Origin of the sequence: Pseudomonas fulva NBRC 16637 = DSM 17717 (genome assembly GCF_000730565.1) — a bacterium.
Lineage (GTDB): Bacteria > Pseudomonadota > Gammaproteobacteria > Pseudomonadales > Pseudomonadaceae > Aquipseudomonas > Aquipseudomonas fulva.
This window is the reverse complement of sequence record NZ_BBIQ01000008.1, coordinates 150759-176896: the sequence shown is the minus strand read 5'-3', so window position 1 is coordinate 176896 and position 26138 is coordinate 150759. Positions and strand designations below refer to the sequence as shown.

Annotated in this window: 27 protein-coding genes; 24 read left to right on the top strand and 3 right to left on the bottom strand. The window is 61.5% G+C overall.

What is annotated here, in order from left to right:
* Positions 1-4: 4 nt before the first annotated feature.
* Together secF and PFU01S_RS10675 are read left to right on the top strand one after the other, a co-directional pair.
* Positions 5-913 (top strand): protein translocase subunit SecF, encoded by a 909-nt coding sequence (gene secF, locus PFU01S_RS10680; protein ID WP_027913682.1) that lies wholly within the window; start codon positions 5-7, stop codon positions 911-913.
* Between the two features lie 118 nt (positions 914-1031).
* A complete protein-coding gene (locus tag PFU01S_RS10675) occupies positions 1032-1574 on the top strand; it encodes a glycine zipper 2TM domain-containing protein (RefSeq protein ID WP_028687028.1) in 543 nt (180 codons plus the stop codon).
* Between the two features lie 103 nt (positions 1575-1677).
* Here PFU01S_RS10675 and suhB read toward each other — a convergent pair whose 3' ends face one another.
* Positions 1678-2496: a type III secretion system regulator SuhB gene (gene suhB / locus PFU01S_RS10670; RefSeq protein ID WP_023533392.1), complete on the bottom strand. Its 819-nt coding sequence runs from the start codon at positions 2494-2496 to the stop codon at positions 1678-1680.
* A 150-nt stretch (positions 2497-2646) separates the two neighbouring features.
* Between suhB and trmJ the strand changes: the two genes are divergently transcribed.
* From trmJ to PFU01S_RS10560, 22 genes are all read left to right on the top strand, one after another.
* On the top strand, positions 2647-3402 hold the full coding sequence (gene trmJ, locus PFU01S_RS10665) for a tRNA (cytosine(32)/uridine(32)-2'-O)-methyltransferase TrmJ (RefSeq protein WP_028687029.1): 756 nt from the start codon (positions 2647-2649) through the stop codon (positions 3400-3402).
* 3 nt (positions 3403-3405) lie between these two features.
* Positions 3406-4191, top strand: a complete 786-nt coding sequence (cysE, locus tag PFU01S_RS10660; RefSeq protein WP_028687030.1) for a serine O-acetyltransferase — start codon at positions 3406-3408, stop codon at positions 4189-4191.
* 182 nt (positions 4192-4373) lie between these two features.
* Positions 4374-4865, top strand: a complete 492-nt coding sequence (iscR, locus tag PFU01S_RS10655; protein ID WP_023533322.1) for a Fe-S cluster assembly transcriptional regulator IscR — start codon at positions 4374-4376, stop codon at positions 4863-4865.
* 45 nt (positions 4866-4910) lie between these two features.
* Positions 4911-6125, top strand: a complete 1215-nt coding sequence (locus PFU01S_RS10650; protein WP_027913686.1) for an IscS subfamily cysteine desulfurase — start codon at positions 4911-4913, stop codon at positions 6123-6125.
* A 46-nt stretch (positions 6126-6171) separates the two neighbouring features.
* Entirely contained in the window at positions 6172-6558 is a 387-nt protein-coding gene (gene iscU / locus PFU01S_RS10645) for a Fe-S cluster assembly scaffold IscU (RefSeq protein WP_003248539.1), read from the top strand.
* 29 nt (positions 6559-6587) lie between these two features.
* On the top strand, positions 6588-6911 hold the full coding sequence (gene iscA, locus PFU01S_RS10640) for an iron-sulfur cluster assembly protein IscA (protein WP_023533425.1): 324 nt from the start codon (positions 6588-6590) through the stop codon (positions 6909-6911).
* Positions 6912-6919: 8 nt separating this feature from the next.
* The gene (gene hscB / locus PFU01S_RS10635) at positions 6920-7441 is read left to right on the top strand and encodes a co-chaperone HscB (RefSeq protein ID WP_028687031.1); all 522 of its coding nucleotides are present in this window, start codon (positions 6920-6922) and stop codon (positions 7439-7441) included.
* A 42-nt stretch (positions 7442-7483) separates the two neighbouring features.
* Entirely contained in the window at positions 7484-9349 is a 1866-nt protein-coding gene (gene hscA / locus PFU01S_RS10630) for a Fe-S protein assembly chaperone HscA (RefSeq protein WP_027913688.1), read from the top strand.
* 3 nt (positions 9350-9352) lie between these two features.
* On the top strand, positions 9353-9694 hold the full coding sequence (gene fdx / locus PFU01S_RS10625; protein WP_027913689.1) for an ISC system 2Fe-2S type ferredoxin: 342 nt from the start codon (positions 9353-9355) through the stop codon (positions 9692-9694).
* A 10-nt stretch (positions 9695-9704) separates the two neighbouring features.
* The gene (gene iscX / locus PFU01S_RS10620) at positions 9705-9905 is read left to right on the top strand and encodes a Fe-S cluster assembly protein IscX (protein ID WP_023533289.1); all 201 of its coding nucleotides are present in this window, start codon (positions 9705-9707) and stop codon (positions 9903-9905) included.
* An 88-nt stretch (positions 9906-9993) separates the two neighbouring features.
* Positions 9994-10419 carry a nucleoside-diphosphate kinase gene (gene ndk / locus PFU01S_RS10615; protein WP_023533373.1) on the top strand — a complete coding sequence of 142 codons (426 nt, stop codon included), beginning with the start codon at positions 9994-9996 and terminating at the stop codon, positions 10417-10419.
* Between the two features lie 28 nt (positions 10420-10447).
* Positions 10448-11593 (top strand): dual-specificity RNA methyltransferase RlmN, encoded by a 1146-nt coding sequence (gene rlmN, locus PFU01S_RS10610; RefSeq protein ID WP_027913690.1) that lies wholly within the window; start codon positions 10448-10450, stop codon positions 11591-11593.
* A gap of 13 nt (positions 11594-11606) precedes the next feature.
* Positions 11607-12368, top strand: coding sequence for a type IV pilus biogenesis/stability protein PilW (gene pilW / locus PFU01S_RS10605; protein ID WP_027913691.1), 762 nt, complete (start codon positions 11607-11609; stop codon positions 12366-12368).
* Positions 12365-13369: a RodZ domain-containing protein gene (locus tag PFU01S_RS10600; RefSeq protein ID WP_028687032.1), complete on the top strand. Its 1005-nt coding sequence runs from the start codon at positions 12365-12367 to the stop codon at positions 13367-13369. Before pilW ends, PFU01S_RS10600 begins: the two co-directional genes overlap by 4 nt.
* 3 nt (positions 13370-13372) lie before the next feature.
* Positions 13373-14482 carry a flavodoxin-dependent (E)-4-hydroxy-3-methylbut-2-enyl-diphosphate synthase gene (gene ispG / locus PFU01S_RS10595; protein ID WP_023533296.1) on the top strand — a complete coding sequence of 370 codons (1110 nt, stop codon included), beginning with the start codon at positions 13373-13375 and terminating at the stop codon, positions 14480-14482.
* A 25-nt stretch (positions 14483-14507) separates the two neighbouring features.
* Positions 14508-15797, top strand: a complete 1290-nt coding sequence (gene hisS, locus PFU01S_RS10590) for a histidine--tRNA ligase (protein ID WP_028687033.1) — start codon at positions 14508-14510, stop codon at positions 15795-15797.
* Positions 15798-15836: 39 nt separating this feature from the next.
* Complete coding sequence (locus PFU01S_RS10585; protein WP_027913694.1) at positions 15837-16478, top strand: tetratricopeptide repeat protein; 642 nt, start codon at positions 15837-15839, stop codon at positions 16476-16478.
* A complete protein-coding gene (gene bamB, locus PFU01S_RS10580) occupies positions 16479-17621 on the top strand; it encodes an outer membrane protein assembly factor BamB (RefSeq protein WP_028687034.1) in 1143 nt (380 codons plus the stop codon). It begins immediately after the preceding gene.
* A 115-nt stretch (positions 17622-17736) separates the two neighbouring features.
* Positions 17737-19200, top strand: a complete 1464-nt coding sequence (gene der / locus PFU01S_RS10575) for a ribosome biogenesis GTPase Der (RefSeq protein ID WP_023533412.1) — start codon at positions 17737-17739, stop codon at positions 19198-19200.
* 267 nt (positions 19201-19467) lie between these two features.
* Positions 19468-20022: a hypothetical protein gene (locus PFU01S_RS10570; RefSeq protein WP_027913696.1), complete on the top strand. Its 555-nt coding sequence runs from the start codon at positions 19468-19470 to the stop codon at positions 20020-20022.
* Positions 20023-20154: 132 nt separating this feature from the next.
* Positions 20155-21303, top strand: coding sequence for a pyridoxal phosphate-dependent aminotransferase (locus tag PFU01S_RS10565; protein ID WP_028687035.1), 1149 nt, complete (start codon positions 20155-20157; stop codon positions 21301-21303).
* Positions 21291-22082 carry an amidohydrolase gene (locus PFU01S_RS10560; protein ID WP_027913698.1) on the top strand — a complete coding sequence of 264 codons (792 nt, stop codon included), beginning with the start codon at positions 21291-21293 and terminating at the stop codon, positions 22080-22082. Before PFU01S_RS10565 ends, PFU01S_RS10560 begins: the two co-directional genes overlap by 13 nt.
* Positions 22083-22132: 50 nt before the next feature.
* On the opposite strand, the gene PFU01S_RS10555 is transcribed toward PFU01S_RS10560, so the two are convergent.
* The gene (locus tag PFU01S_RS10555) at positions 22133-24682 is read right to left on the bottom strand and encodes a PepSY domain-containing protein (RefSeq protein ID WP_028687036.1); all 2550 of its coding nucleotides are present in this window, start codon (positions 24680-24682) and stop codon (positions 22133-22135) included.
* A 190-nt stretch (positions 24683-24872) separates the two neighbouring features.
* Positions 24873-26036: a type III PLP-dependent enzyme gene (locus PFU01S_RS10550; RefSeq protein ID WP_023533340.1), complete on the bottom strand. Its 1164-nt coding sequence runs from the start codon at positions 26034-26036 to the stop codon at positions 24873-24875.
* Between the last annotated feature and the right edge of the window lie 102 nt (positions 26037-26138).

Below are 26138 nucleotides of genomic sequence, written 5' to 3'. Positions count from 1 at the left end.
TGCGATGAAAACCATCAATTTCATGGGTGTACGCAATGTCGCCTTCGGCGTCACCGTACTGCTCACCGTGCTGGCCTTGTTCAGCTGGTGGCAAAAGGGCCTGAACTTTGGCCTGGACTTCACTGGCGGCACGCTGATCGAGCTGACCTACGAGCGCCCGGCCGATCTCAAGGCGGTACGGGCCGAGTTGGTCGACTCGGGTTTCCACGAGGCAGTGGTGCAGAGCTTCGGTGCCACCACCGACCTGCTGGTGCGCATGCCGGGTGATGACCCACAGCTGGGCAACAAGGTCGCCGCAGCCTTGCAGAAGGCCGGCGGTGACAACCCAGCCACCGTCAAGCGTGTCGAGTTCGTCGGCCCGCAGGTGGGTGAAGAGCTGCGTGACCAGGGCGGCATGGGCATGCTCCTGGCGCTGGGTGGCATCCTTATCTACCTGGCGTTCCGCTTCCAGTGGAAATTCGCAGTAGGCGCCATCATCTCGCTGATCCACGACGTGATCGTGACACTGGGCATCTTGTCGTTCTTCCAGATCACCTTCGACCTGACGGTGCTGGCGGCGGTGCTGGCCATCATCGGCTACTCGCTCAATGACACCATCGTCGTGTTCGACCGGGTGCGTGAGAACTTCCGGGTCATGCGCAAGGCGTCCTTGATCGAAAACATCAACGTCTCCACCACCCAGACGTTGCTGCGTACCGTGGCGACTTCGGTGTCTACCTTGCTGGCTATTGCCGCCTTGCTGTTCTTCGGCGGTGACAACCTGTTCGGCTTCTCGCTGGCCCTGTTCATCGGCGTGATGGCCGGTACCTACTCGTCGATCTACATCGCCAACGTGGTGCTGATCTGGCTGAACCTGAACAGCGAAGACCTGATTCCGCCGGCAAAGACCGAGGGCGTGGACGACCGTCCGTGACCGACTGACGCTCCGCTTGGCGGACGAGAGGGCGCGAGTGTTGAACTCGCGCCCTTTTTTTTGCTCCAAGGCAAGGAGAAAGCGGGCCAAGTCCCGTATGTACGATCAGGAGGTTCACGTGAATAAATCAATGCTGGTGGGTGCGGTGCTAGGTGCTGTCGGTGTCACTGCCGGAGGTGCTGTGGCGACCTACAGCTTGGTGAACAAAGGACCTGAATATGCTCAGGTCACCGACGTGCAGCCGATCAAGCAGCAGATCAAGACCCCGCGCGAAGTGTGCAAGGACGTAACCGTCACTCGCCAGGCGCCAGTCAAGGATCAGCATCAGATCGCCGGCACTGTGGTCGGCGCGCTGGCCGGTGGCCTGTTGGGCAACCAGATCGGCGGCGGCACCGGCAAGAAGATCGCGACCGTGGCCGGTGCGGTGGGTGGTGGGTATGCTGGCAACAAGGTGCAGGAGGGCATGCAGCAGCGTGACACCTATACCACGACCCAGACCCGCTGCAACACGGTCAACGACATCAGTGAAAAAGTGGTGGGCTACAACGTCAAGTACACCATTGGCGATCAGGTCGGCCAGGTGAAGATGAACCGTGAGCCAGGCTCTACCATCCCAGTGGACAAGAACGGCAAGCTGATTCTCAGCGACGCCGGTCAGTGATGCTGCTGCCGGCGTTGGCCCTGTGCCGACGCCGGTGATGCAGGGCTGGCAGGCATGAAAAAAGCACCCCGAGGGGTGCTTTTGTTTTCCTGCAATCAAATGCTCAACGCTTCATGCTTTCAGGCAGGTGCGGTTGGATGGCGGTCAGTACCGCCTTGAAGCACTTGATGTTGCCGGCGACGATGTGGCCTTTGTCGAGGAAGTCATGGCCGCCATTGAAGTCGCTCACCAAGCCGCCTGCTTCCTGAATCAGCAGCACGCCTGCGGCCATGTCCCATTCGGACAGGCCCGACTCCCAGAATGCATCGAAACGACCTGCGGCCACATAGGCCAGGTCCAGGCTCGCCGCGCCAGCGCGGCGGATGCCGGCGGTCTGGCCTACCAGGCTGCGGAACATGCCCAGGTAATTGTCCAGGTCGGCCATCTGGTTATCGCGGAAGGGGAAGCCAGTGCCCAGCAGGGCGCCGTCCAGGCTGGTGCGCGAGCTGACGCGCAGGCGGCGGCCGTTCAGTTGAGCGCCACGGCCACGGCTGGCAGTAAACTCTTCCTGGCGAACCGGGTCGACGATCACGGCGTGCTCCAGGCGACCACGGTATTTACAGGCAATGCTGACGGCGAAGTGAGGAATGCCACGCAGGAAGTTGGTGGTGCCGTCCAGCGGGTCGATGACCCACAGGTAATCCTTGCCTTCTTCGCCGGAGCCGGCGTGCAGGCCAGTTTCTTCGCCCAGGATGGAGTGGTTCGGGTAGGCCTTGCGCAGGGCATTGACGATGCTCTGCTCGGCAGCGCGATCGACTTCGGAAACGTAGTCCTTGGCCTCTTTCTCATCGACCTTGATGCTATCCAGGCGTTCGATGGAGCGGAAGATCAGTTCACTGGCGCTGCGAGCGGCGCGCAGGGCGATATTCAGCATAGGCTGCATGGGCGGGTCACCTGGAGATGTTAAAGAAGAAAGCCGAACATTCTAACAGAAAATTGTGGCGGCAGAAGGGCGCATTCGCGTGCGTGGCGTTACGCCTGTCGGTTCTGTAAGATTCCAGGCCCTGATTTCCGCCACTGTGAGCACGAGACCTTGCTGCAGAATATTCGTGTCGTTCTGGTCAACACCAGCCACCCCGGCAACATCGGCGGCGCTGCTCGCGCCATGAAGAACATGGGCCTGTCGCGTCTGGTGCTGGTGCAGCCAAAGCAGTTTCCTGCCGACGAGGCCAGCGCGCGCGCCTCGGGCGCGGACGATGTGCTGGGTAACGCCATCGTCGTCGACAGCTTGGAGCAGGCATTGATCGGCTGCAATCTGGTGATGGGCACCAGTGCCCGTGAGCGCAGCATTCCATGGCCTCTTATCGGCCCACGTGAATGCGGCGACAAGGCCGTGCAGCATGCCGACGGGGGCGAGCAGATCGCCTTGGTGTTCGGGCGCGAGCATGCCGGGCTGACCAATGAAGAGTTGCAGCGATGTCACTTCCACGTACACATCCCCTCCAATCCCGACTTCAGTTCGCTGAACCTGGCTGCGGCTGTTCAGGTACTGGCCTATGAAGTGCGCATGGCCAGCCTGGCGAACGACCGCTCGCCTGCCCAGGTTGAGAAGGCTGACGCCGACGCCTTGGCCACGATGGACGAGATGGAGCTGTTCTACGACCATCTGGAAAAAACCCTGGTCGACATTGGTTTCCTTGATCCCGAAAAGCCCAAGCACCTGATGCCGCGTCTTCGCAGGCTTTACGGTCGGGTGGCAGTGGAGCGTACGGAAATGAGCATTTTGCGCGGCATTCTTACCGAGACCCAGAAGGTGGTCCGGGGTGAGCCGCATAAACGGAAGGACTGACAGATGCTGGAACGTCTGCGTGAAGATATTCAAAGTGTGTTCCACCGTGATCCAGCGGCGCGCAACGCGTTCGAAGTGCTGACCTGCTACCCCGGGATGCATGCCATATGGCTGCACCGGTTGGGTAATGCCCTGTGGCGGCGAGACTTCAAGTGGCTGGCGCGGCTGGTGTCCAACTTCGGTCGCTGGCTGACCGGTATCGAGATTCACCCGGGCGCCACGATAGGGCGGCGGTTCTTCATCGACCATGGCATGGGCATCGTCATTGGCGAAACCGCCGAGATTGGTGACGACGTGACGCTCTACCAAGGCGTAACCCTGGGCGGTACCAGCTGGAATAAAGGCAAGCGTCACCCAACGCTGGAGGACGGCGTAGTGGTCGGTGCGGGTGCGAAGGTGCTGGGGCCGTTTACCGTAGGGGCCGGGGCCAAGATCGGTTCCAATGCGGTGGTGACCAAGGCGGTGCCAGCCGGCGCCACGGCTGTTGGCATCCCCGGGCGCATCATCGTCAAGGACGAGCAGGGCGATGTCGAGGCGCGGCGCAAGGCCATGGCCGAGAAGATCGGTTTTGATGCCTATGGGGTCAGTGGCGACATGCCCGACCCGGTCGCCCGCGCCATTGGCCAGATGCTTGACCATCTGCAGGCCGTTGATGAGCGCCTGGAAGGCATGTGCGGGGCGTTGACGCGGATGGGCAGTGACTATTGCGCCAAGGAGCTGCCTGCGCTGCCTGAAGATGACTTCACCAAACAGGCGCAGTTGGCCAAGCGCGACATCCAGCCGCATTGATCCCGCCGCGTCAGGCGCGGGTTCTGGCATGGGGGCATGTGCTATCGCCCCCGTGTCTGCTACAATCGCGGCCGCCTCCCCTCATGCAAACCCGACTAAGGCACTAGGTCTAATAGTTGACTTAAATGCTCGGGAATCGCATACTTGCACACATCCCGTAACTCCCGTGGTACCCAATAGCCATGCGACTGACTACCAAAGGCCGATACGCCGTGACTGCCATGCTCGACCTGGCGTTGCACGCGCAGCATGGGCCGGTGTCTTTGGCCGACATCTCCGAGCGCCAGGGCATATCCCTTTCTTATCTGGAACAGCTGTTCGCCAAGCTGCGCCGCAGCAGCCTGGTTTCCAGCGTTCGCGGCCCCGGTGGCGGTTATCAGCTGTCGCGCGGCATGGAGACCATCCAGGTCGCCCAGGTCATCGATGCGGTCAACGAATCGGTCGATGCGACCCGTTGCCAGGGGCTTGGGGACTGCCATGCCGGTGATACCTGCCTGACCCACCACTTGTGGTGCGACCTCAGTCAGCAGATTCACGAGTTCCTCAGTGGCATCAGTCTGGCCGACCTCGTCATGCGCCGTGAGGTGCAGGAAGTCGCTCAGCGTCAGGACCTGCGCCGCGTCGCTGGTCTGTCTGCCCCGCTGGACAAGATTGAGACGTCCGCCGTCGATTGATCCTTCGGGACGACGAGCGACGCCACCGCCTGATAGGAGAGAAAAATGAAGTTGCCGATCTACCTCGATTACTCCGCGACCACCCCGGTCGACCCACGCGTAGCCCAGAAGATGGCCGAATGCCTGACGGCTGACGGTAACTTCGGTAACCCGGCTTCGCGCTCCCACGTCTTTGGCTGGAAAGCCGAAGAAGCGGTCGAGAACGGTCGCCGTCAGGTCGCCGAGCTGATCAATGCCGACCCGCGCGAAATCGTCTGGACCAGCGGTGCCACCGAGTCCGACAACCTGGCCCTGAAGGGTGTTGCGCACTTCTATCAGACCAAGGGCAAGCACATCATCACCTCCAAGATCGAGCACAAGGCGGTCCTCGATACCGCTCGCCAGCTGGAGCGTGAGGGGTTCGAAGTCACCTACCTGGAACCGGGCGAAGACGGCATCGTCACCCCGGCCATGGTCGAGGCGGTCCTGCGTGACGACACCATCCTGGTCTCGCTGATGCACGTGAACAACGAAGTCGGCTCGATCAACGACATTGCCGCCATCGGTGAACTGACCCGTTCGCGCGGCGTGCTGTTCCACGTCGATGCCGCCCAGTCTGCCGGCAAGGTCGAAATCGATCTGCAGCAGCTCAAGGTCGATCTGATGTCGTTCTCCGCGCACAAGGTTTATGGCCCCAAAGGGATCGGCGCGCTGTATGTCAGCCGCAAGCCGCGGGTACGCCTCGAGGCAGCCATGCACGGCGGTGGTCACGAACGCGGCATGCGTTCGGGTACGCTGCCGACGCACCAGATTGTCGGCATGGGCGAAGCATTCGCCATTGCCAAGCAGGACATGGCGGCTGAAAACGCACGCATCAAAGCCTTGAGCGACCGCTTCTTCAAGCAGGTATCCAGCCTCGAAGAACTGTACGTCAACGGTAGCCTGACTGCTCGCGTGCCGCACAACCTGAACCTGAGCTTCAACTACGTCGAGGGCGAATCGCTGCTGATGTCGCTCAAGGACATCGCCGTCTCGTCCGGTTCGGCTTGCACCTCCGCCTCGCTCGAGCCGTCCTACGTGCTGCGTGCACTGGGCCGTAACGACGAGCTGGCGCACAGCTCCATCCGCTTCTCCTTCGGCCGCTTCACCACCGAGGAAGAGGTTGATTACGCCGCGCAGAAAGTCTGCGAGGCCGTGAACAAGCTGCGTGAACTGTCCCCACTTTGGGACATGTACAAAGACGGCGTCGACATCTCCAAGATCGAGTGGGCCGCCCACTAAGCAGTCGCCGGCAAGAGCGGCTCCCTGATGAGGAAGGAATTGCACCATGGCATACAGTGAAAAGGTCATCGACCACTACGAAAACCCGCGCAACGTCGGCAAGATGAATGCCGAGGACCCGGATGTCGGTACCGGCATGGTCGGCGCACCGGCCTGTGGCGATGTGATGCGCCTGCAGATCAAGGTCAACGAGCAGGGCGTGATCGAAGACGCCAAGTTCAAGACCTACGGCTGCGGTTCGGCCATCGCGTCCAGCTCCCTGGCCACCGAGTGGATGAAGGGCAAGACCCTGGACGAAGCCGAGACCATCAAGAACACCCAGCTGGCCGAAGAACTGGCATTGCCGCCGGTCAAGATCCACTGCTCGGTACTCGCCGAAGATGCCATCAAGGCCGCTGTTCGCGATTACAAGCAGAAGAAAGGCTTGATCTAACGTCGCCTGTTGCAAGGTAAGGAGTTCTCATGGCTATCAGCATGACAGAAGCCGCCGCCAATCATGTGCGGCGTTCCCTGGAAGGGCGGGGCAAGGGTGAAGGCATTCGCCTTGGCGTACGCACCACCGGTTGCTCGGGCCTGGCCTACGTGCTGGAGTTCGTCGACGAGCTGGCGGGCGAGGACCAGGTGTTCGAGAACCATGGTGTCAAGGTGATCATCGATCCCAAGAGCCTGGTTTATCTTGACGGCACCGAGCTGGACTTCGTCAAGGAAGGGTTGAACGAAGGGTTCAAGTTCAACAACCCCAACGTGCGCGGTGAGTGTGGCTGCGGCGAAAGCTTCAACGTCTGAGGCCGACCGTGGGTACTCCTTGTCATTTTGCACTGTTCGACCTGCAGCCGAGTTTTCGACTGGACCTTGAGATGCTGGCCACTCGCTATCGCGAGCTGGCCCGCGAAGTCCATCCTGATCGTTTTGCCGATGCCTCCGAGCGCGAGCAACGCTCTGCGCTGGAGAAATCCGCTGCCCTCAACGACGCCTACCAGACGCTGCGCAGTGCACCACGCCGTGCGCGCTACCTGTTGGCGATCGGTGGCCACGAAGTGCCGCAGGAGGTCACGGTCCATGACCCGGATTTCCTCCTGCAGCAGATGCAGTGGCGTGAGGAGCTCGAAGACCTCCAGGACGAAGCCGACCTCGATGGCGTGGCCGTGTTCAAGAAGCGCCTGAAGGCTGCTCAAGACACGCTCAACGAGGATTTCGCCGCCTGCTGGGATGTTGCCGATGCGCGTGATCAGGCCGAACGCCTGATGCGCCGAATGCAATTCCTCGACAAGCTCGCCCAAGAAGTGCGCCAACTGGAAGAGCGCCTCGACGATTAACCCGGTGCTACCCGTGATGGCACCTAAGGTATTCAGATAAGCATGGCCCTATTGCAGATTGCCGAACCCGGTCAAACGCCCCAGCCCCATGAGCGCCGCCTGGCGGTAGGGATCGACCTGGGCACCACCAATTCCCTGGTCGCTGCATTGCGCAGCGGCGTGAGCGAGCCCCTGCCCGATGCGCAAGGTAATGTGATTCTGCCTTCGGCGGTGCGTTACCTCGAAGCTGGCGGCAGCGAAGTCGGGCAGGCAGCGCGTGACGCTGCCTCCAGCGATCCGCTGAACACCGTGCTGTCGGTCAAGCGCCTGATGGGTCGCGGCCTGGCCGACGTCAAGCAGTTGGGCCAGCAATTGCCCTACCGCTTCGTCGGTGGCGAATCGCACATGCCTTTCATCGATACGGTGCAAGGGCCCAAGAGCCCGGTGCAGGTCTCGGCGGACATCCTCAAGGTGCTGCGTGAGCGCGCCGAGGCGACATTGGGCGGTGAACTGGTCGGTGCGGTGATCACCGTTCCGGCCTATTTCGATGACGCCCAGCGCCAGGCCACAAAAGATGCTGCACGCCTGGCTGGCCTGAACGTCCTGCGTCTGCTCAACGAGCCTACGGCCGCCGCCGTGGCCTATGGCCTTGACCAGAACGCCGAGGGCGTAGTCGCCATCTACGACCTGGGTGGCGGTACCTTCGACATTTCCATCCTGCGCCTGACAGCGGGCGTGTTCGAAGTGCTGGCCACCGGCGGCGATACCGCCCTGGGTGGCGATGACTTCGATCACGCCATTGCAGGCTGGATCATCGAGCAGGCTGGCTTGTCCTCCGACCTCGACCCGGCTACCCAGCGCGCGCTGTTACAGACGGCTTGCGCCGCCAAGGAAGCGTTGACCGATGCCGAGGTGGTGGGCGTCACGCATGGTGCCTGGCAGGGTGAGCTCACCCGTGCCGGTTTCGATGCGATGATCGAGCCGCTGGTGGCCCGCAGCCTCAAGGCCTGCCGCCGTGCCGTACGTGACAGTGGCGTCGAGCTCGATGAAGTCAGTGCCGTGGTCATGGTCGGCGGTTCCACGCGCGTGCCCCGTGTTCGCGATGCCGTCGGTACCCTGTTCGGTCGTAGCCCGCTGACTTCCATCGACCCCGATCAGGTCGTGGCCATCGGCGCCGCCATTCAGGCCGATACCCTGGCCGGCAACCGTCGCGAAGGCGGCGAGCTGTTGCTGCTTGATGTGATCCCGCTGTCACTGGGCCTGGAGACCATGGGCGGGCTCATGGAGAAAGTGATCCCGCGCAATACCACCATCCCGGTGGCGCGCGCCCAGGAGTTCACGACTTATAAAGACGGCCAGTCGGCCATGATGATCCATGTGCTGCAGGGCGAGCGCGAACTGATCAGCGACTGCCGGTCACTGGCGCGCTTCGAACTGCGCGGCATTCCGGCCATGGTGGCAGGGGCAGCGAAAATTCGCGTCACCTTCCAGGTCGATGCCGACGGGCTGCTCAGCGTCGCCGCCCGGGAACTCGCATCAGGCGTGGAAGCCAGCATTCAGGTCAAGCCGTCCTACGGCCTGACCGATGGCGAAATCGCGCGCATGCTCAAGGACTCCTTCGAGCATGCTGGTACCGACAAGCAGGCCCGTCAGTTGCGTGAGCACCAAGTGGACGCCGAACGGCTGCTCGAAGCGGTACAGGGCGCCCTGGACGCCGACGGTCAGCGCTTGCTCAGTGAAGAAGAGCGCCAGGCCATTGAATTCCAGATGCAAGAACTACGTGATTTGCTGGCGGGCACCGATGGCGCTGCCATCGAGCAACAGACCAAGCGTCTGTCGCATGTGACCGACGCATTTGCCGCCCGACGCCTTGATTCGACGGTCAAAGCCGCACTGGCCGGGCGCAACCTGAATGAGATCGAGGAGTAATCGATGCCGCTGGTGACATTCCTGCCGCATGAGAAGTTCTGCCCGGAGGGGCTGACCGTGGAGGTGCCTGCCGGCACCAATATCCTGGAGCTGGCCCACGATCATCACATCGAGATGGAGAGCGCCTGCGGCGGTGTGAAGGCCTGCACCACGTGCCACTGCATCGTGCGCAAGGGCTTCGATTCCCTTGAGGAAGCCGACGAGCTCGAAGAAGACATGCTGGACAAGGCGTGGGGCCTGGAAGCGCAGTCGCGTCTGGGTTGCCAGGTGGTGGTGGCCGATCAGGACCTCACCATCGAGATCCCTAAGTATTCGCTCAACCACGCTGCCGAAGCGCCGCACTGAGGTCCTGGACATGAGTCTGAAATGGATTGATGTACTTGATATCGCCATCGAGCTTGCAGAAAGCAAGCCGGACGTCGATCCTCGGTATGTGAATTTCGTCGATCTGCACCGCTGGGTGGTGGCATTGCCTGGCTTCAGTGACGATCCTTCGCGCGCCGGCGAGAAGGTGCTCGAGGCCATCCAGGCGGCCTGGATCGACGAAGCCGACTGAACACGCACCGCAGGTTAGGCAATCCCCTGGAACCCGCGTATAATTCGCGGGTTTAATTTTTCGTAACACTCATATTCTGGAGTTTTCCATGGCTGTTCAACGTACTTTCTCCATCATCAAGCCTGACGCTGTTGCCAAGAACGTCATCGGCAAGATCACCACTCGCTTCGAAGAAGCCGGCCTGAAAATCGTTGCCTCGAAAATCAAGCAACTGTCCAAGGCCGAGGCCGAAGGCTTCTACGCCGAGCACAGCGAGCGCGGCTTCTTCGGTGATCTGGTTGCCTTCATGACTTCCGGTCCGGTTGTCGTTCAGGTCCTGGAAGGCGAGAACGCCATTGCCAAGAACCGTGAGCTGATGGGCGCTACCAACCCTAAAGAAGCCGCTGCCGGCACCATCCGCGCCGACTTCGCCGAGTCCATCGACGCCAACGCCGTTCACGGTTCGGACTCCGAAGCTGCTGCTGCTCGCGAAATCGCTTACTTCTTCGCTGCTACCGAGGTAACCACTCGCTAAGCGAAAGCTTACGGGTGAGGGTGAATCCATGACGACATCGACTGACAAAATCAACCTGCTGGGTCTGACCCTGCAGGAAATGGAACAATTCTTCGATTCCATCGGAGAGAAGCGCTTCCGCGCCGGTCAGGTGATGAAATGGATTCACCACTTTGGCGTCGATGATTTCGCCGCCATGACGAACGTCGGCAAGGTCTTGCGTGAAAAGCTCGAGGCCGTTGCCGAAATTCGCCCACCGGAAGTGGTCAGCGAAGACATTTCCGCAGACGGCACCCGCAAGTGGGTGATCCGCGTTGCCTCCGGCAGCTGCGTCGAAACCGTCTATATTCCCACCGACGATCGCGGCACCCTGTGCGTGTCGTCGCAAGCCGGTTGTGCCCTGGACTGCAGCTTCTGCTCCACCGGCAAACAAGGCTTCAACAGCAACCTCACCGCCGCCGAAGTGATCGGCCAGGTGTGGCTTGCGAACAAATCCTTCGGGACCGTGCCTGCCAAAATCGACCGCGCCATCACCAACGTGGTCATGATGGGCATGGGCGAACCCCTGCTCAATTTCGACAATGTCATCGCCGCCATGAAGATCATGATGGAAGATCTGGGCTATGGCATCTCCAAGCGTCGCGTCACCCTGTCCACCTCGGGCGTCGTGCCGATGATCGACGAGTTGGCCAAGCACATCGATGTGTCGCTGGCTTTGTCATTGCATGCACCCAATGACGAGTTGCGCAACAAACTGGTACCGATCAACAAGAAGTACCCGCTCAAGATGCTGCTCGACGCATGCATGGGCTACATGGCGACCCTGGGCGGCAAGCGGGTGCTCACCATCGAGTACACCCTGCTCAAGGACGTCAACGACCAGCCCGAGCATGCGGCGCAGATGATCGAGCTGCTGCGCGACGTGCCGTGCAAGATCAACCTGATTCCATTCAATCCGTTCCCGCACTCCGGCTACGAGCGCCCCAGCAACAACGCCATTCGTCGTTTCCAAGACCTGCTGCACCACGGTGGCTACAACGTGACGACGCGCACCACCCGTGGTGATGACATCGATGCGGCTTGCGGCCAGCTGGTGGGGCAGGTCAATGACCGCACCCGGCGCAGCGAACGTTACATCGCCGTCCGGCAGCTGTCGGCAGACGCCGAGCGCCCGGACAGCCCGGCCGCCCACTGACCGGAACTGGCCTATGAACGTGCGCGCTGCGCTGCCGATCATTGCGCTTTCGCTGCTCGCCGGCTGCATGTCAGGCGCAGGCAGCGATGCGCAGGTGGCTGAGCAGCGCAGGGTCGAGGCCGGGCGGGCGTATGTGCAGCTGGGGCTGGGCTACCTGCAACAGGGGATGCTGGGCCAGGCCAAGACGCCCTTGTCAAAGGCGCTGGCGCTGGATGGCGACGATGCCGACGCCCATGCCGCCTTGGCATTGGTCTACCAGGCCGAAGGCGAGCCTGTATTGGCCGAGCGCCATTTCAAGCAAGCGCTTGGGGCGGGTGCCAGCACCACGCGAATTCGCAACAATTACGGCAGTTTCCTTTATGCTCAAGGGCGGTTTGCCGAAGCGCAGCAGATGTTTCGCCTTGCCAGCGCCGATACCCTGTATCCTGAGCGATCACGGGTTTATGAAAACCTTGGCCTGACAGCCTTGAGGCTCGGCCAGCGCGATCAGGCGCACGCCCATTTGCAAAAAGCATTGCAGCTTAACCAGCGACAGCCACAAGCGTTGCTGGAAATGGCTGAGTTGTCCTACGAAAACAGGCATTATGTGCCGGCCCGGGATTACTACGATCGTTTCAGCCGGTTGAGTGGCCACGATGCCCGGAGCCTGCTGCTGGGTAGCCGCCTTGCCAAGGTGTTCGACGAGCAAGGGACGGTGGCCGAGTTGGGGCAGCAATTACAACGACTTTATCCCGGTACGCCGGAATATCAGCAATACCTGTCGGAGCAACGATGAACGCCGCGCATCCCGAAGTAGCTGTAGCGCCTGGCCAGAACCCTGGTGAGCTGTTGCGCCTGGCCCGTGAGAAACGGGACTGGTCCCAAGCCGAGGTGGCCCGCAAGCTCAATCTTACTGTCAGCTCGCTCAACCATGTGGAAACCGGCGCCTTCGACAAGCTGCCCGGGCATACCTTCGCCCGTGGCTACATCCGCGCCTACGCCAAGTTGATGGAGCTGGACCAGGCTGCCCTGGTCGAAGCCTTCGATCGCTACACCGGCACCCACGCCAAGGGCAGCGACGTACATTCGCTGGGGCGTATCGAAGAGCCTTCCCGGTTGTCCCACAATATTCTGCGCGGGGTCAGCCTGTTGCTGCTGCTGGCGGTCGTGGGTGGCGGTTTCGTCTGGTGGCAGGACCAGGGCAGTCTGCGCGGCAAAGACCTCTCCAGCATCGCCCTTGAGCACGTCGAGGTCGAAAGCGCCGACGGCACCACCCAGATTCACCCGCTTGACGAACCCGAAGACCAGGCCGTCTCTGCCGCCCAGCAACCTGAGAGCGCCCCCCTGCCGTTGGCCCAGGGTACCGACGAGCAGCAGGCTGCAAGTACCGGGCAGGCAGCGGCTACCGACACGCCTGCAGCCGGCTCTGCTCCGGTAACGGGCACTGCGACGCCGCAGCCGGCGCCGGCCAACGCTACCCCTGTTGCCAGCGCGCCGGCGGCAGCCGCCCCTGCAACCAGTGCAGCCGCCGCCGAGCCCGCCGCCGTGCCAGCAGGCAGCGGCAAGGTCGCGATTGAGTTCGTCGCCGATTGCTGGACCCAGGTTTCCGATGGCAACGGCAAGGTGCTGTTCAGCGGCATCAAGCGCAAGGGGGACAACCTCGAGCTGACTGGCAAGCCGCCGTTTGCGGTACGTCTGGGCTTTGCCCGTGGCGCCAAGGTCAGCTACAACGGCCAGGCCGTCGACGTTGCCCCGTTCACCAGTGGCGAAACCGCTCGCCTGAAGTTGGGACAGTAATTCATGCACGGCCAATCCCCGATCAAACGTCGCGAATCCCGCAAGATATGGGTCGGCAATGTGCCGGTGGGCGGTGATGCGCCCATTGCAGTGCAGAGCATGACCAACACCGATACCAATGATGTCGCCGCCACGGTGGGGCAGATCCAGCGTCTGGTCGATGCCGGTGTGGACATCGTTCGCGTGTCGGTACCTGACATGGACGCCGCCGAAGCCTTCGGCCGCATCAAGCAGCAGGTCAGCGTGCCGCTGGTCGCCGACATTCACTTCGACTACAAGATTGCCCTGCGCGTGGCCGAGTTGGGTGTGGACTGCCTGCGCATCAACCCTGGCAATATCGGCCGTGAAGACCGGGTCAGGGCTGTCGTTGACGCCGCTCGCGACCGTGGTATTCCAATCCGTATCGGCGTCAACGCAGGCTCACTGGAAAAGGACCTGCAGAAAAAGTACGGCGAGCCTACGCCCGCAGCGCTGGTCGAATCGGCGCTGCGCCATGTGGAACACCTCGATCGTCTCGACTTCCAGGATTTCAAGGTCAGCGTCAAGGCGTCGGACGTGTTCATGGCCGTCGAGGCCTATCGCCTGCTGGCACGGCAGATCGTGCAACCCCTGCACCTGGGAATCACCGAAGCCGGTGGCCTGCGCTCGGGTACGGTGAAATCTGCCGTTGGCCTAGGTATGCTGCTGGCCGAAGGCATTGGCGATACCATCCGCATTTCGCTGGCGGCAGACCCGGTGGAGGAGGTCAAGGTAGGCTATGACATCCTCAAGTCCCTGCACTTGCGTTCCCGAGGCATCAACTTCATCGCCTGCCCGAGCTGCTCGCGGCAGAATTTCGATGTGGTAAAAACCATGAACGAGCTCGAAGGGCGCCTCGAGGACCTGCTGGTGCCTTTGGACGTGGCCGTCATCGGCTGTGTGGTCAATGGCCCGGGGGAGGCCAAGGAAGCGCATGTCGGCCTGACCGGTGGTACGCCCAACCTGGTCTACATCGACGGTAAACCGGCGCAGAAACTGACCAACGACAACCTGGTCGATGATCTCGAAAGGCTCATCCGTCAGAAAGCGGCCGAGAAGGTCGAAGCCGACGCGGCGTTGATCGCCCGTGGCTGATACACAGAATTCGTAAGGATCATTCGTGAGCAAATCGCTGCAAGCCATCCGTGGCATGAACGACATCCTGCCCGAGCAGTCGCCATTGTGGCGCTATTTCGAGGGTACCGTTGCCGGCCTGCTGGACACCTACGGGTACAGCCAGATCCGCACGCCCATCGTGGAGTTCACCGAGCTGTTCAAGCGCTCGATCGGTGAAGTGACCGATATCGTCGAAAAGGAAATGTACACCTTCGAAGACCGCAACGGTGACTCGCTCACACTGCGTCCGGAAGGGACTGCGGCCTGTGTTCGCGCGGTGCTGGAGCATGGCATCACCGGCAATGGCCAGGTGCAGAAGCTGTGGTACATCGGGCAGATGTTCCGCCACGAGCGTCCCCAGAAGGGCCGCTACCGGCAGTTCCACCAGATCGGTGTGGAGGTGTTCAACCTCGATGGCCCGGACATCGATGCCGAGTTGATCATGCTGACCTGGCGCCTGTGGGGCTTGCTGGGCATTCAGGATGCGGTCAAGCTCGAACTCAACAGCCTTGGCACCAGCCAAGCGCGCGCCCGCTACCGCGACGCGTTGGTGGAGTTCCTGTCCGCGCGCCTGGAGCAACTGGACGAGGACAGCCAGCGCCGCCTCAAGAGCAATCCGCTGCGCATCCTCGACAGCAAGGACACCAACACCCAGGCGGTGCTGGTCGATGCGCCGAAGCTCGAAGATTACCTGGACGAAGAATCCCGTGCGCACTTCGCAGGCCTGAAGGCCCGCCTGGACGCTGCCGGCATTCCATTCGTGCTCAACACCAAGCTGGTGCGGGGGCTGGACTACTACAGCAAGACCGTCTTCGAGTGGGTCACCGACAAGCTTGGTGCCCAGGGTACGGTGTGTGCCGGCGGCCGCTACGATGGGCTGGTGGAGCAAATGGGCGGCAAGCCTACACCTGGCGTTGGCTTTGCCATGGGTATCGAGCGCCTGATTCTGCTGCTTGAAACCCTTGGCAAGGTACCGGACTCCATCAGCCGTCAGGTCGATGTCTACCTCTGCGCTTTTGGTGAGCAGGCCGAGTTGGCGGGCCTGCGTCTGTCCGAAGCGGTGCGTGACCGCCTGCCGGGCCTGCGTCTGGCCGTGAATGCGGGCGGGGGCAGTTTCAAAAGCCAGTTCAAGAAAGCCGACAAGAGCGGCGCGCTGTTCGCCTTGATTCTTGGCGATGATGAGTTGGCCAAACAGGAAGTCGGCTTCAAACCCCTGCGTGGTCAGGGCGAACAACAGAACATTGCCTGGGATGCCCTTGCAGGGCACCTGGAAACCGCGATCGCGCAGGCGTAACGCGGTTCAACGAGCGAATAGGCGAAAAGGAGTATTGGGGTGTCGAGTACCGATGATGATGACCTGGCAGGGGTCAAGGACTGGTGGAACCGTAACGGCAAGCCGCTGCTGACCGGTGCGTTGCTCGCCGGCGTGGTAGTGCTGGGCTGGAACACCTGGCACAAGTACCAGAACAACCAGTCGCAAGGTGCCTCGCAGTTGTATCAGGCGCTACTGGAAACCAGCCTCACGCCTACGGGTCAGCCGGACGCCACCCGGGTTGCGGAACTGGCCGGCAAGCTCAAGAGCGAGTTCGGCGGCACTGCCTATGCCCAGTACGGCAGCCTGTTCGTGGCCAAGGTAGCGGTCGAGAGCGGCAAGCTCGACGATGCCGCTGGCGAACTCAAGGCTGTGCTGGACAAGCCGGCAGACGCCACCCTTGGCGAGATCGCACGCCAGCGTCTGGCCCGTGTGCTGGCCGCCCAGAACAAGGCCGAGGATGCCCTCAAGTTGCTTGACGGGGATGCCGAGAAAGCCTTCCTCGCCAGTCGCGAGGAGTTGAAAGGGGACCTGCTGGTACAGCTGGGCCGCGCTGATGACGCGCACGGTGCTTACGAAAAGGCCAAGGCTGCGTTGTCCGACGAGGCGGCAGTGGGTGGCTTGCAGTTGAAGCTCGATGATCTGGCCAGAGGGGACGCGTAAGTGATCGGTTGGAAACAAGCAGCAGTGCTGACCTTGGCGGTATTGGCCGCAGGGTGCAGCAGCAACAGCAAGAAGGAATTGCCTCCTGCCGAACTGACCAAGTTCACCCAGGAAGTGGTGCTCAAGAAGCAGTGGAGCCGCTCCATCGGTGACGGTCAGGGTGAAACCTACAACACCCTCGTGCCGGCCATCGAGAACGACCGGATCTATGCCTCCGACGTCACCGGCGATGTCTATGCCCTGGACCGCATCACGGGCAACGTGGTGTGGAACAAGGACCTTGACCTGCCGGTTTCTGGCGCGGTCGGCGTAGGCTACGGTCTGGTGATGCTCGGCACCCTCAAGGGTGAAGTGATTGCCCTGGATTCGAGCACCGGCGAGGAGCGCTGGCGCGCCCGGGTGACCAGCGAAGTGCTGGCGCCCCCGGCCAACAACGGTGATGTGGTAGTGGTGCAGACCCAGGATGATCGCCTGATCGGCCTGGATGCTGCTACCGGTGATCGTCGCTGGATTTATGAAAGCACCCCGGCGGTACTGACCCTGCGCGGCACCGGCGCGCCGATCGTGACTAACCGCCTGGCGGTTGCTGGCCTGTCCACCGGTAAGGTCGTGGCAGTCGACATCAGCAATGGCGTACCTGTATGGGAAAGCCGTGTGGCGATCCCCCAGGGCCGTTCCGAGCTTGAGCGTGTCGTCGACATCGACGGCGGCTTGCTGCTCTCGGGTGGTACCCTGTACGTCAGCACCTACCAGGGGCGCGTTGCGGGCCTGGATCTGGAAAGTGGCCGCGTGCTCTGGCAGCGTGATGCTTCCAGCTACGTCGGGGTCGCCCAGGGCTTTGGCAACGTTTACGTGAGCGAAGCCTCGGGTACCGTGGAAAGCGTCGATGAGCGTTCCTCCAGCGCCCTGTGGTCCAACGATGCCATGGCCCGCCGCCAGCTGACCGCCCCCGAGGTGTACAGCAGCTACGTGGCAGTAGGCGACTTCGAAGGCTACCTGCACCTGCTCAGCCAAGTCGACGGTCGCTTCGTTGGCCGTGAGCGTGTCGACAGCAGTGGCCTGCGTGCACGGCCATTGGTGGTGGGTGACACCATCTATGTCTTCGGCAACAGCGGCAAGCTCGAGGCACTGACCATCCGCTGAAGCTATGCTTGAAGCCGTGCGGCTTCAGGCTGCGGCGTAGGATACGCCGCCCGAACTCCGGCCGCTGCCTTGCAGCGGCCTTTGTATTTTCAAGAATTCAAGAGTGGAGAGCCGAATGGTTCCCGTAATCGCCCTGGTGGGCCGTCCGAACGTCGGCAAATCCACCATGTTCAACCGCCTGACCAAGACCCGCGATGCCATCGTGGGTGACCTGTCGGGCCTGACCCGTGATCGCCAGTATGGTGATGCCAGCTGGCAGGGTCGCTCCTTCATCCTCATCGACACCGGTGGCATCACCGGTGATGAAGTGGGCATGGACGAAAAAATGGCCGAGCAGTCGCTCATGGCCATCGAAGAAGCCGACTATGTGCTGTTCCTGGTCGATGCCCGAGCGGGCATGACAGCGGCAGACCAGATGATTGCCGAGCACCTGCGCAAGCGCAACAAGGCGGCGATTCTGGTCGCCAACAAGATCGACAACATCGACGCTGACGTCGCTCGCGCTGAGTTCTCGCCAATGGGCATGGGCAATGCCATTCCGGTGGCAGGCTCCCAGGGTCGAGGCATCAACGCGTTGATGGAGGCCGTACTCGGTCACTTGCCGCGCGATGCCGAAGAAGAAGCCCTGGACCAGGATGTCGCCGAAGGCGAAGAGGCCGTTCGCATCCCTGGCCCAAGCGAAAAGGATGGCATCAAGATTGCCATCATTGGTCGCCCCAACGTCGGCAAGTCGACCCTGGTCAACCGCATGCTCGGTGAAGAGCGTGTGGTGGTCTACGACGAGCCGGGTACGACGCGCGACAGTATCTACATTCCCTTCGAGCGTGATGGTGACAAGTACACCTTCATCGACACCGCCGGTGTGCGCAAGCGCGGCAAGATCCACGAGGAAGTCGAAAAGTTCTCGGTGGTGAAGACGCTGCAGGCGATCAAGGACGCCAACGTGGTGATCTTCGTCATGGATGCTCGCGAAGGGGTGGTCGATCACGACCTGAACTTGCTGGGCTTTGCTCTGGAAGCTGGCCGCGCCATCGTCATCGCCCTGAACAAGTGGGATGGCATGGAGCCGGGTGAGCGTGCCTATGTGAAGACCGAGCTGGAGCGCCGGCTGTTCTTCGTCGATTTCGCCGATATCCACTTCATTTCCGCCCTGCACGGCACGGGCGTGGGCAACCTGTACAAATCGGTGCAGGCCGCGTTCACCTCAGCTGTGACCCGCTGGCCAACCAGCCGCCTGACGCAGATCCTCGAAGACGCCGTCAGCGAGCACCAGCCGCCGCTGGTCAATGGCCGTCGCATCAAGCTGCGTTATGCGCACCTGGGCGGGGCCAACCCGCCGCTGATCGTGATCCACGGCAACCAAACCGACAGCATTCCCAAGTCGTACTCGCGTTACCTGGAAAACACTTACCGTCGCGTGCTCAAGCTGGTCGGCACGCCGATTCGCATCGAGTACAAAGGCGGTGAAAACCCCTACGAGGGCAAGAAGAACACCCTCACAGACCGCCAGGTCAACAAGAAACGTCGCTTGATGTCGCACCACAAGAAAGCCGAGAAGAAACGCCGCGATAAGCGATAGGCGCCTGCCGAACCCGTTACAGTGTCTGTACAGGTCCTCGCCCGCCGTGCTGCGTATTTCTAGCGCCGCACCTGTGTTCCTGTTTCCTCGCGAGTGCGGCCATGCAGCCAAGCTCGGGAGGAAACATTGATCTATGCCGCTCTCCACATTGCACCGGTAGTTTGTGTGCGTGTGGTGCACAAGACTCTCAGTCCGTGCTCCCCGCGCGGGGGGCGTTGGCTATTCACGTACGTGTGAATGATGTGTTAGATCAATGGAGGGAACGTCATGAACGATATTTACTTAAAAAAAACCAAAGGCAAGCTCTATCTGCTTGAGGACGGCGAGCGTTATGCAATCATCGTCAATCATTTGAATGAACTGCAGGTAGCAGGATCGCTGGATACGCCCGAGTGCTTCGACATCGGAATGCTCGCCCACCCATCGCTCGAGGGGGGTGTGGCTTTTGAGTTTCGAACGTCAGCAGGCAAGCAGGTCACTGGACGTGGTGGGCGCGTGCTTCATGCGTCGGGCGAAGAGCTGGGCACACCCGGTCCTGCTCTGCAAATCAGTCACCTGGCTGGAAACGTTGACGGCGAGCCCAATGTTAACCAGGTTCAATTGCAAACCCTCGATGCCCGCTACGTCTCAGCCCACGATCGTGTGCTCGTGGGCTACAAAGAAGTCCCCGTAGGCTGGACTTGGTTCGGCCTCACGCCCAATGCTACGAAGAAGGTACCCGTTTGGGAGAGCCAGCCAAGCGACAGGTTGCGCTACCATACCAAAGACGTGGCGCCCGCAGCGACCTTCATACTGGAGTTCGTCGCTCCAGCAGAAGGTTGACCTAGCCCCGACAGTAATCGTCGAGAAAGCCTGTGACGTGCGACTCACGCCTTGACTGGCTTCTTCCCGACGAAACGATCCGCTATGCTCGTGCTTTCTTTCCGTGCCGGCTGCACCAGGAGCAAGGGCGCCATGATCCCCAGCAAATTGCCGAACGTCGGCACGACCATCTTCACCACCATGTCAGAGCTCGCCGCCCAGACCGGTGCGCTGAACCTTTCGCAGGGCTTCCCGGATTTCAACGGGCCCCAAGCCCTGCTCGAGTCGGTGGGCCGGCATGTCATGGCAGGCCACAATCAATACGCGCCCATGTCGGGCCTTGCAGCCTTACGCCAGCAGGTGACCATCAAGGTCAAGCGGCTCTACGGTGTCACGGTGGACCCCGACCATGAAGTGACGATTACGCCCGGCGCGACGGAGGCGATCTTCTGCGCTATCCAGGCTGTCGTGCAGCCAGGGGACGAGGTCATCATCTTCGACCCCTGCTACGACAGCTACGCGCCCTCGGTGGCGCTGGCCGGTGGCCGGTGCGTGCATCTGCAACTGGACCCTGGCGATTTTTCCATCGATTGGCAGCAGCTCGCGGACGCCCTTACGCCACGCACACGTCTGGTCGTGCTCAACTCGCCCCATAACCCCAGCGGTGCCTTGCTTTCCAGCAAGGATCTGGATCAGCTGGCCCAGCTGATCGCCGATCGAGACATCTACGTACTCAGCGATGAAGTCTACGAACACCTGGTCTACGACGACGTGAAGCATGCGTGCGTACTGGCTCACGAGCAGCTCTACAGACGTGCGTTCGTGGTCAGCTCCTTTGGCAAGACGTACCACGTCACCGGTTGGAAGACGGGCTATGTCATCGCACCGCCGGCCCTCACCGGCGAGCTGCGCAAGGTGCATCAATACGTCAACTTTTGTGGCGTGACCCCGTTGCAGTACGCCCTGGCTGACTTCATGGTCGAGCATCCGGAACATGTCGATGCGTTACCGGCTTTCTATCAAGCCAAGCGCGACCTGTGTTGCGGCTTGTTGCATGATTCGCGATTCAGCTTCACCCCCACAGCCGGCACTTACTTTCAGTTGGTTGACTATTCGAACATCCGACCGGACCTCGATGACGTGCAGATGGCGACGTGGTTGACCCGCGAGCATGGCGTGGCCACCATCCCGATCTCGGTGTTCTACCAGCAACCTGTTCCCGGTCAGCGACTGCTGCGCCTGTGCTTTGCCAAACGAGAGGAGACGCTGCGTCAGGCGGCGGAGAAACTATGCGCGATCTGAGTACGCTGCCTGACCTCAGGCTGGCCCTGGTGCAGACCACACTTGCCTGGCATGACCGGGAAGCCAACTTCGCCCATTTCGATGTGCTGCTCGAGCAGGTGGGCGAGGTGGACCTGGTGATCTTGCCGGAAATGTTTACCACCGGGTTTTCCATGCAGTCCAAGAGCCTCGCCGAGCCGGAGAATGGCCCGACGTACAAATGGCTCAAGGCTCAGGCGAAAAAGTGCAATGCCGTGGTCACGGGCAGCGTGATCATTCAGGCGGCCGATGGCAGTCACCGTAACCGCCTGCTCTGGGCAAGGCCAGATGGCGAGATCCTGCACTACGACAAGCGTCATCTGTTCCGCATGGCTGGTGAGCACGAGCACTACACGCCGGGCGAGCGTCAGGTGCAGTTCGAGCTCAAGGGATGGCGTATTCGCCCGCTCATCTGCTACGACCTGCGCTTCCCAGTCTGGAGCCGGGATGCCACGGACACCGACCTGCTGTTGTACACGGCCAACTGGCCGGCAGCACGTCGCCTGCACTGGAACCGTCTGCTTCCGGCGCGAGGGATCGAAAACCTGTGCTATGTCGCGGCTGTGAACCGGGTGGGCACTGACGGCAAGAGTTTCGCGTACAGCGGTGATAGCCAGGTACTGGATTTTCAGGGCGAGAGCTTGCTCAGCGCTGGAGAGGCAGATGGCGTGTTCACTGTGGTATTGAGTGCCTCGGATCTCGCTGCCTATAGAGCCAAGTTCCCGGCCAACTTGGACGCCGATACCTTCGAGCTGCACTGATTGCGGCGAGGTTCCGGAAGATCAATGCCAGAAAGCCGCCTGGCTGCCGGTCAGTACACATCCCGCCGGTAGCGCCCCTCTTCGATCAGCCGTTGCACCGCAGCGTCCCCAAGCAGGCCTGCGAGTGCCGCATCGACACCCGCGGCCATGCCCTGCAGGCTGCCGCAGACGTATACGCAGGCACCTTCATCCATCCAGCGTTTGAACAATACCGCCTGCTGCAACAACACATCCTGCACGTAGATTTTTTCAGCCTGGTCGCGAGAGAACGCCAGGTCCAGCCGTGCCAGATCGCCAGCGGCGAGCAACCCTTGCAGCTCCTGGCCACACAGAAAATCATGAGCACGGTTGCGTTCGCCGTACAGCAACCAGTTACGCCGCTCGCCCGCGGCGACGCGAGCCCGTAGCAGACTGCGCAGGCCGGCCAGGCCCGTGCCGTTGCCGATCAGAATCATCGGCACGTTACCCTGGGGCGCATGGAAGCCGCTGTTGCGCCTTAGCCTCAGGCTCAGCGTGCCGTCGAGCGGCAGGTACTTGGTCAGCCAACCAGAGCCTACGCCCACCTCGCCGCTTGGATGGCGCTCCTGGCGCACGATCAGCTCCAGCACGCCATCACTGGCAATTGAGGCGATGGAATAGTCGCGGCTGCCGAGGGGCACCAGTGCGTCCATCACCGCCTGGGCATGCAGCCCGACCAGATGCTCACCGACGGCAGGTAACTGACGGCCGGCAAGTGCTTGGGCAAGCGTTTCTACCACCCCTTCGACCTGCACCTGCGTGTCCGCCTCCAGCCCCAGGCTTTTGATGAAGGCATCGACCCTCGGCCGACCGTTGAGCGGCAGAATCTCCACCAGGTCGCCAGCTTCCCACACGGCAGGCGCTTGCGCTTGCAGACCAAGCAGGTAGACCGGATGGCCCTGGCTGCCAGGGTTGAGCAGTTCACGGCGTATCAGCGACCAGTTGCCAAAACGGGGAGCTTGCCAAGCGGATACCGGCGCGGTGCCGGTCAGAAGCGCCAGCGCCTGATGCCACTGCTGAAGGGCTGCCTGATCGACGTTGTCCACCTCTATGGGGCTGAACGCACAGCGAGCACCCCGGTCGGTCAACCACGCCTGAAGCCTGCGGGCGAATCCGCAGAACTGTGGGTATTGACGATCACCCAGCGCCAGCAGGGCATAGCTGAGCGTCTGCAAGGACAAAGGCTGACCCAGCACGTTGCGCTCAAAGCCTCGCGCGCTGTCAGGGGCGTCTGCATCCCCGAAGGTGCTGACGACGAACAGCGCACGGCGCGCCTGACGCAGATCGTCTTCACACAACGTACCCAATGCCCTGACCTGCACCGGCAAACCCGCCGCTTGCAGTTGCCCGGCGCTGTGCCAGGCCAGTTGCTCGGCCGTACCACTCTGGCTGGCGTAGCCGATCAGCCAGCTCTCGCTGTTGACCTCATCGCAGGTCACGTGGCGGCGGGCAGCCCGAACCTGACGTTTCTTGCGTCGTCGATCCAGGTAGAGCAGCCAGCCCGTGACGAAGAAGATTGGCATGGCCAGGCTGGCCAAGGTCAGAACGATGCGTCCAACCAGGCCAAAGTATTCGCCGACATGCAGCGCGTACACGCTCTGGAGCAATTGGGCCTTGAGTGACTTGTCACTGTAGCGTTCGTGACGGCTAACCTTGCCATTGGCAGGGTCCAGGACCAAGGTGTCGAATGCCCTGGGGTGGTCGGCGTCATCGAGCAGGTAGAACACGTTGGCAGGTTGACCGCCAACTGGGGGCAGGCGCAGGTTGTAGCTGGCAAGGCCTGGACCCGCGGCGTTGCGCAGGCTGGCCCAGAGGGCGTCGTAGTCGACGTTCAGCGCCGGTGCGTTTGGGTCGATGGGCGCAGCCCCGTGGCGCCGGGCTTTTTGCGCCTGTGGCTGCCCAGCGACCGGCGGATCGGCCAGTAGCCGGTTCAGGCCTTCGCGGTACCATTCGTAGGACCAGAACAGGCCCGTCAGGGCAAATAGCAGGTAGAAGAGCAGGCACCAAGTGCCTGCCACGGCGTGCAGGTCCCAGTTGAACGCGCGGCCTTTCTTGGCCCAATCCAGCGTCAGCCAGGTTCGCCAATTCGTGGCATTGCGCGGCCAACGCAGGTACAGGCCCGACAGGCAGAAGAACACCAGCAGCAGCGTCGAGGCACCGGTGATCTGCCTGCCCGTGTCGCCCATGGCCAGAAAGCGGTGAAGCGTGAGCATGAGGGTGAAGAAGCCTTGCCCCGACACCTCGCCCAGCAACTGGCCCGTATACGGATCTGCGTAGCGCAACGGGCCGCGCCGCTCGCCCGGTGCTGGTGTGAAGAAGATCCTGGCAGCTTCGCCTTCACGGACGTCGACCCACAGCATGGCGACCTTGTCGTGTTGCTGGGCCTCGACCCGCCGCACCAGTTCAGCAGGCGGCAGCACGCCCTCAGGGCGTACCTCCACGCGCAGCACATCGGCATTGAACGCGCCCAGCAGTTCGTCCTGAAACGAATAGAGCGCCCCGGTGATACCCATCACTGCAAGAACCAGCCCGGCCGTGATGCCGAATAACCAATGCAGCTGGAACAGCGTCTTCTTCAACACCTTCGATCACCTTGTATCGCCGCCGCACCCTGCGTCGCGCTGGCGGATGTTAATGGAAGCTCCAGCACGCGGCAATTGAGATTCGTTCACATTCACAAGGTGAGTGGCGGAAGGTGTAGCGCCGGTGACCAACGTGCGGTCGGCTTTATTGCGCAGACATGAAAACGGGGCCTTTGGGCCCCGTCATGGATTACAGGTAGAAGGCTTTGAGCGGCGGGAACCCATTGAACTCCACCGCGCTGTAGCTGGTGGTGTAGGCACCGGTCGACAGCCAGTACAGGCGATCGCCAATGGCCAGGTTCAGCGGCAGACCATACTTGTAGTGCTCGTACATGATGTCGGCGCTGTCACAGGTAGGCCCGGCGATGACCACTTCCTCGGTTTCGCCCTTTTTCTCGGTCCAGATCGGGAACTTGATGGACTCGTCCATGGTTTCGATCAGGCCCGAGAACTTGCCGACGTCGGTGTAGATCCAGCGCTCGACGGCCGTGCGCGACTTGCGTGCTACCAACACCACTTCGCTAACCAGGATGCCGGCGTTGGCAATCAGCGAACGGCCCGGCTCCAGGATGATTTCCGGCAAGTCGTCACCGAAGTCTTCCTTGAGGAAGCGAATGATCTCTTCGGCATAGGTTTCCAAGCTGTTGGTGCGGGTAATGTAGTTGGCCGGGAAGCCGCCGCCCATGTTGATCAGCTTCAGTTCGATGCCGTCTTCTTCCTTGAGCCGTTCGAAGATCACCTTCACCTTGGCGATGGCGGCGTCCCACACGCTGATGTCGCGCTGTTGCGAGCCCACGTGGAAGGAGATGCCATAGGGCACCAGGCCCAGGTCGCGGGCGAGGATCAACAGGTCCATGGCCATGTCGGTCTGGCAACCGAACTTGCGCGACAGCGGCCAGTCAGCGGTGGTGGAGCCTTCGGTCAGGATACGCACGTACACTTTCGAGCCTGGAGCGGCCTTGGCGATGTTGCGCAGGTCTGCCTCGGAGTCGGTGGCGTACAGGCGCACGCCCTTCTCGTAGAAGTAGCGAATGTCCTTGGATTTCTTGATGGTGTTGCCGTAGCTGATGCGGTCGGCGCTGACACCCTGGTTCATCACTTTGTCCAGCTCGTAGATGGAGGCGATGTCGAAGTTCGAGCCCTTGTCCTTGAGCAGGTCGATGATCTCGACGGCTGGGTTGGCCTTGACGGCGTAGTACACCTTGGCGAATTCGAACCCGGCGCGCAGGTCGTCATAAGCCTTGCTGATCATCTGGGTATCGATGAGTACGAACGGCGTTTCCTGTTTGTCGGCAAACGCCTTCATTTTCTGGAAGGTGTCGCGTGCGAAATAGTCTTCGACCTGGATCGACATGCTCAGGGACTCCATGGGCAAACTGAAAATTTAAGTGGCTGCAAACTGAACGTCCTCCGTATCCCCACTTTGGTTCGCCTACTCAGTACTTGAGCCGGATGG

What these genes read in the sequence shown, in the direction of transcription:
- secF (WP_027913682.1), top strand. Translation starts at nt 5, where the DNA reads ATGAAAACCATCAATTTCATGGGTGTACGCAATGTCGCCTTCGGCGTC.
- suhB (WP_023533392.1), bottom strand. Translation starts at nt 2,496, where the DNA reads ATGCAGCCTATGCTGAATATCGCCCTGCGCGCCGCTCGCAGCGCCAGT.
- cysE (WP_028687030.1), top strand. Translation starts at nt 3,406, where the DNA reads ATGCTGGAACGTCTGCGTGAAGATATTCAAAGTGTGTTCCACCGTGAT.
- iscR (WP_023533322.1), top strand. Translation starts at nt 4,374, where the DNA reads ATGCGACTGACTACCAAAGGCCGATACGCCGTGACTGCCATGCTCGAC.
- PFU01S_RS10650 (WP_027913686.1), top strand. Translation starts at nt 4,911, where the DNA reads ATGAAGTTGCCGATCTACCTCGATTACTCCGCGACCACCCCGGTCGAC.
- iscU (WP_003248539.1), top strand. Translation starts at nt 6,172, where the DNA reads ATGGCATACAGTGAAAAGGTCATCGACCACTACGAAAACCCGCGCAAC.
- iscA (WP_023533425.1), top strand. Translation starts at nt 6,588, where the DNA reads ATGGCTATCAGCATGACAGAAGCCGCCGCCAATCATGTGCGGCGTTCC.
- hscA (WP_027913688.1), top strand. Translation starts at nt 7,484, where the DNA reads ATGGCCCTATTGCAGATTGCCGAACCCGGTCAAACGCCCCAGCCCCAT.
- fdx (WP_027913689.1), top strand. Translation starts at nt 9,353, where the DNA reads ATGCCGCTGGTGACATTCCTGCCGCATGAGAAGTTCTGCCCGGAGGGG.
- iscX (WP_023533289.1), top strand. Translation starts at nt 9,705, where the DNA reads ATGAGTCTGAAATGGATTGATGTACTTGATATCGCCATCGAGCTTGCA.
- ndk (WP_023533373.1), top strand. Translation starts at nt 9,994, where the DNA reads ATGGCTGTTCAACGTACTTTCTCCATCATCAAGCCTGACGCTGTTGCC.
- rlmN (WP_027913690.1), top strand. Translation starts at nt 10,448, where the DNA reads ATGACGACATCGACTGACAAAATCAACCTGCTGGGTCTGACCCTGCAG.
- pilW (WP_027913691.1), top strand. Translation starts at nt 11,607, where the DNA reads ATGAACGTGCGCGCTGCGCTGCCGATCATTGCGCTTTCGCTGCTCGCC.
- PFU01S_RS10600 (WP_028687032.1), top strand. Translation starts at nt 12,365, where the DNA reads ATGAACGCCGCGCATCCCGAAGTAGCTGTAGCGCCTGGCCAGAACCCT.
- ispG (WP_023533296.1), top strand. Translation starts at nt 13,373, where the DNA reads ATGCACGGCCAATCCCCGATCAAACGTCGCGAATCCCGCAAGATATGG.
- der (WP_023533412.1), top strand. Translation starts at nt 17,737, where the DNA reads ATGGTTCCCGTAATCGCCCTGGTGGGCCGTCCGAACGTCGGCAAATCC.
- PFU01S_RS10570 (WP_027913696.1), top strand. Translation starts at nt 19,468, where the DNA reads ATGAACGATATTTACTTAAAAAAAACCAAAGGCAAGCTCTATCTGCTT.
- PFU01S_RS10565 (WP_028687035.1), top strand. Translation starts at nt 20,155, where the DNA reads ATGATCCCCAGCAAATTGCCGAACGTCGGCACGACCATCTTCACCACC.
- PFU01S_RS10560 (WP_027913698.1), top strand. Translation starts at nt 21,291, where the DNA reads ATGCGCGATCTGAGTACGCTGCCTGACCTCAGGCTGGCCCTGGTGCAG.
- PFU01S_RS10550 (WP_023533340.1), bottom strand. Translation starts at nt 26,036, where the DNA reads ATGTCGATCCAGGTCGAAGACTATTTCGCACGCGACACCTTCCAGAAA.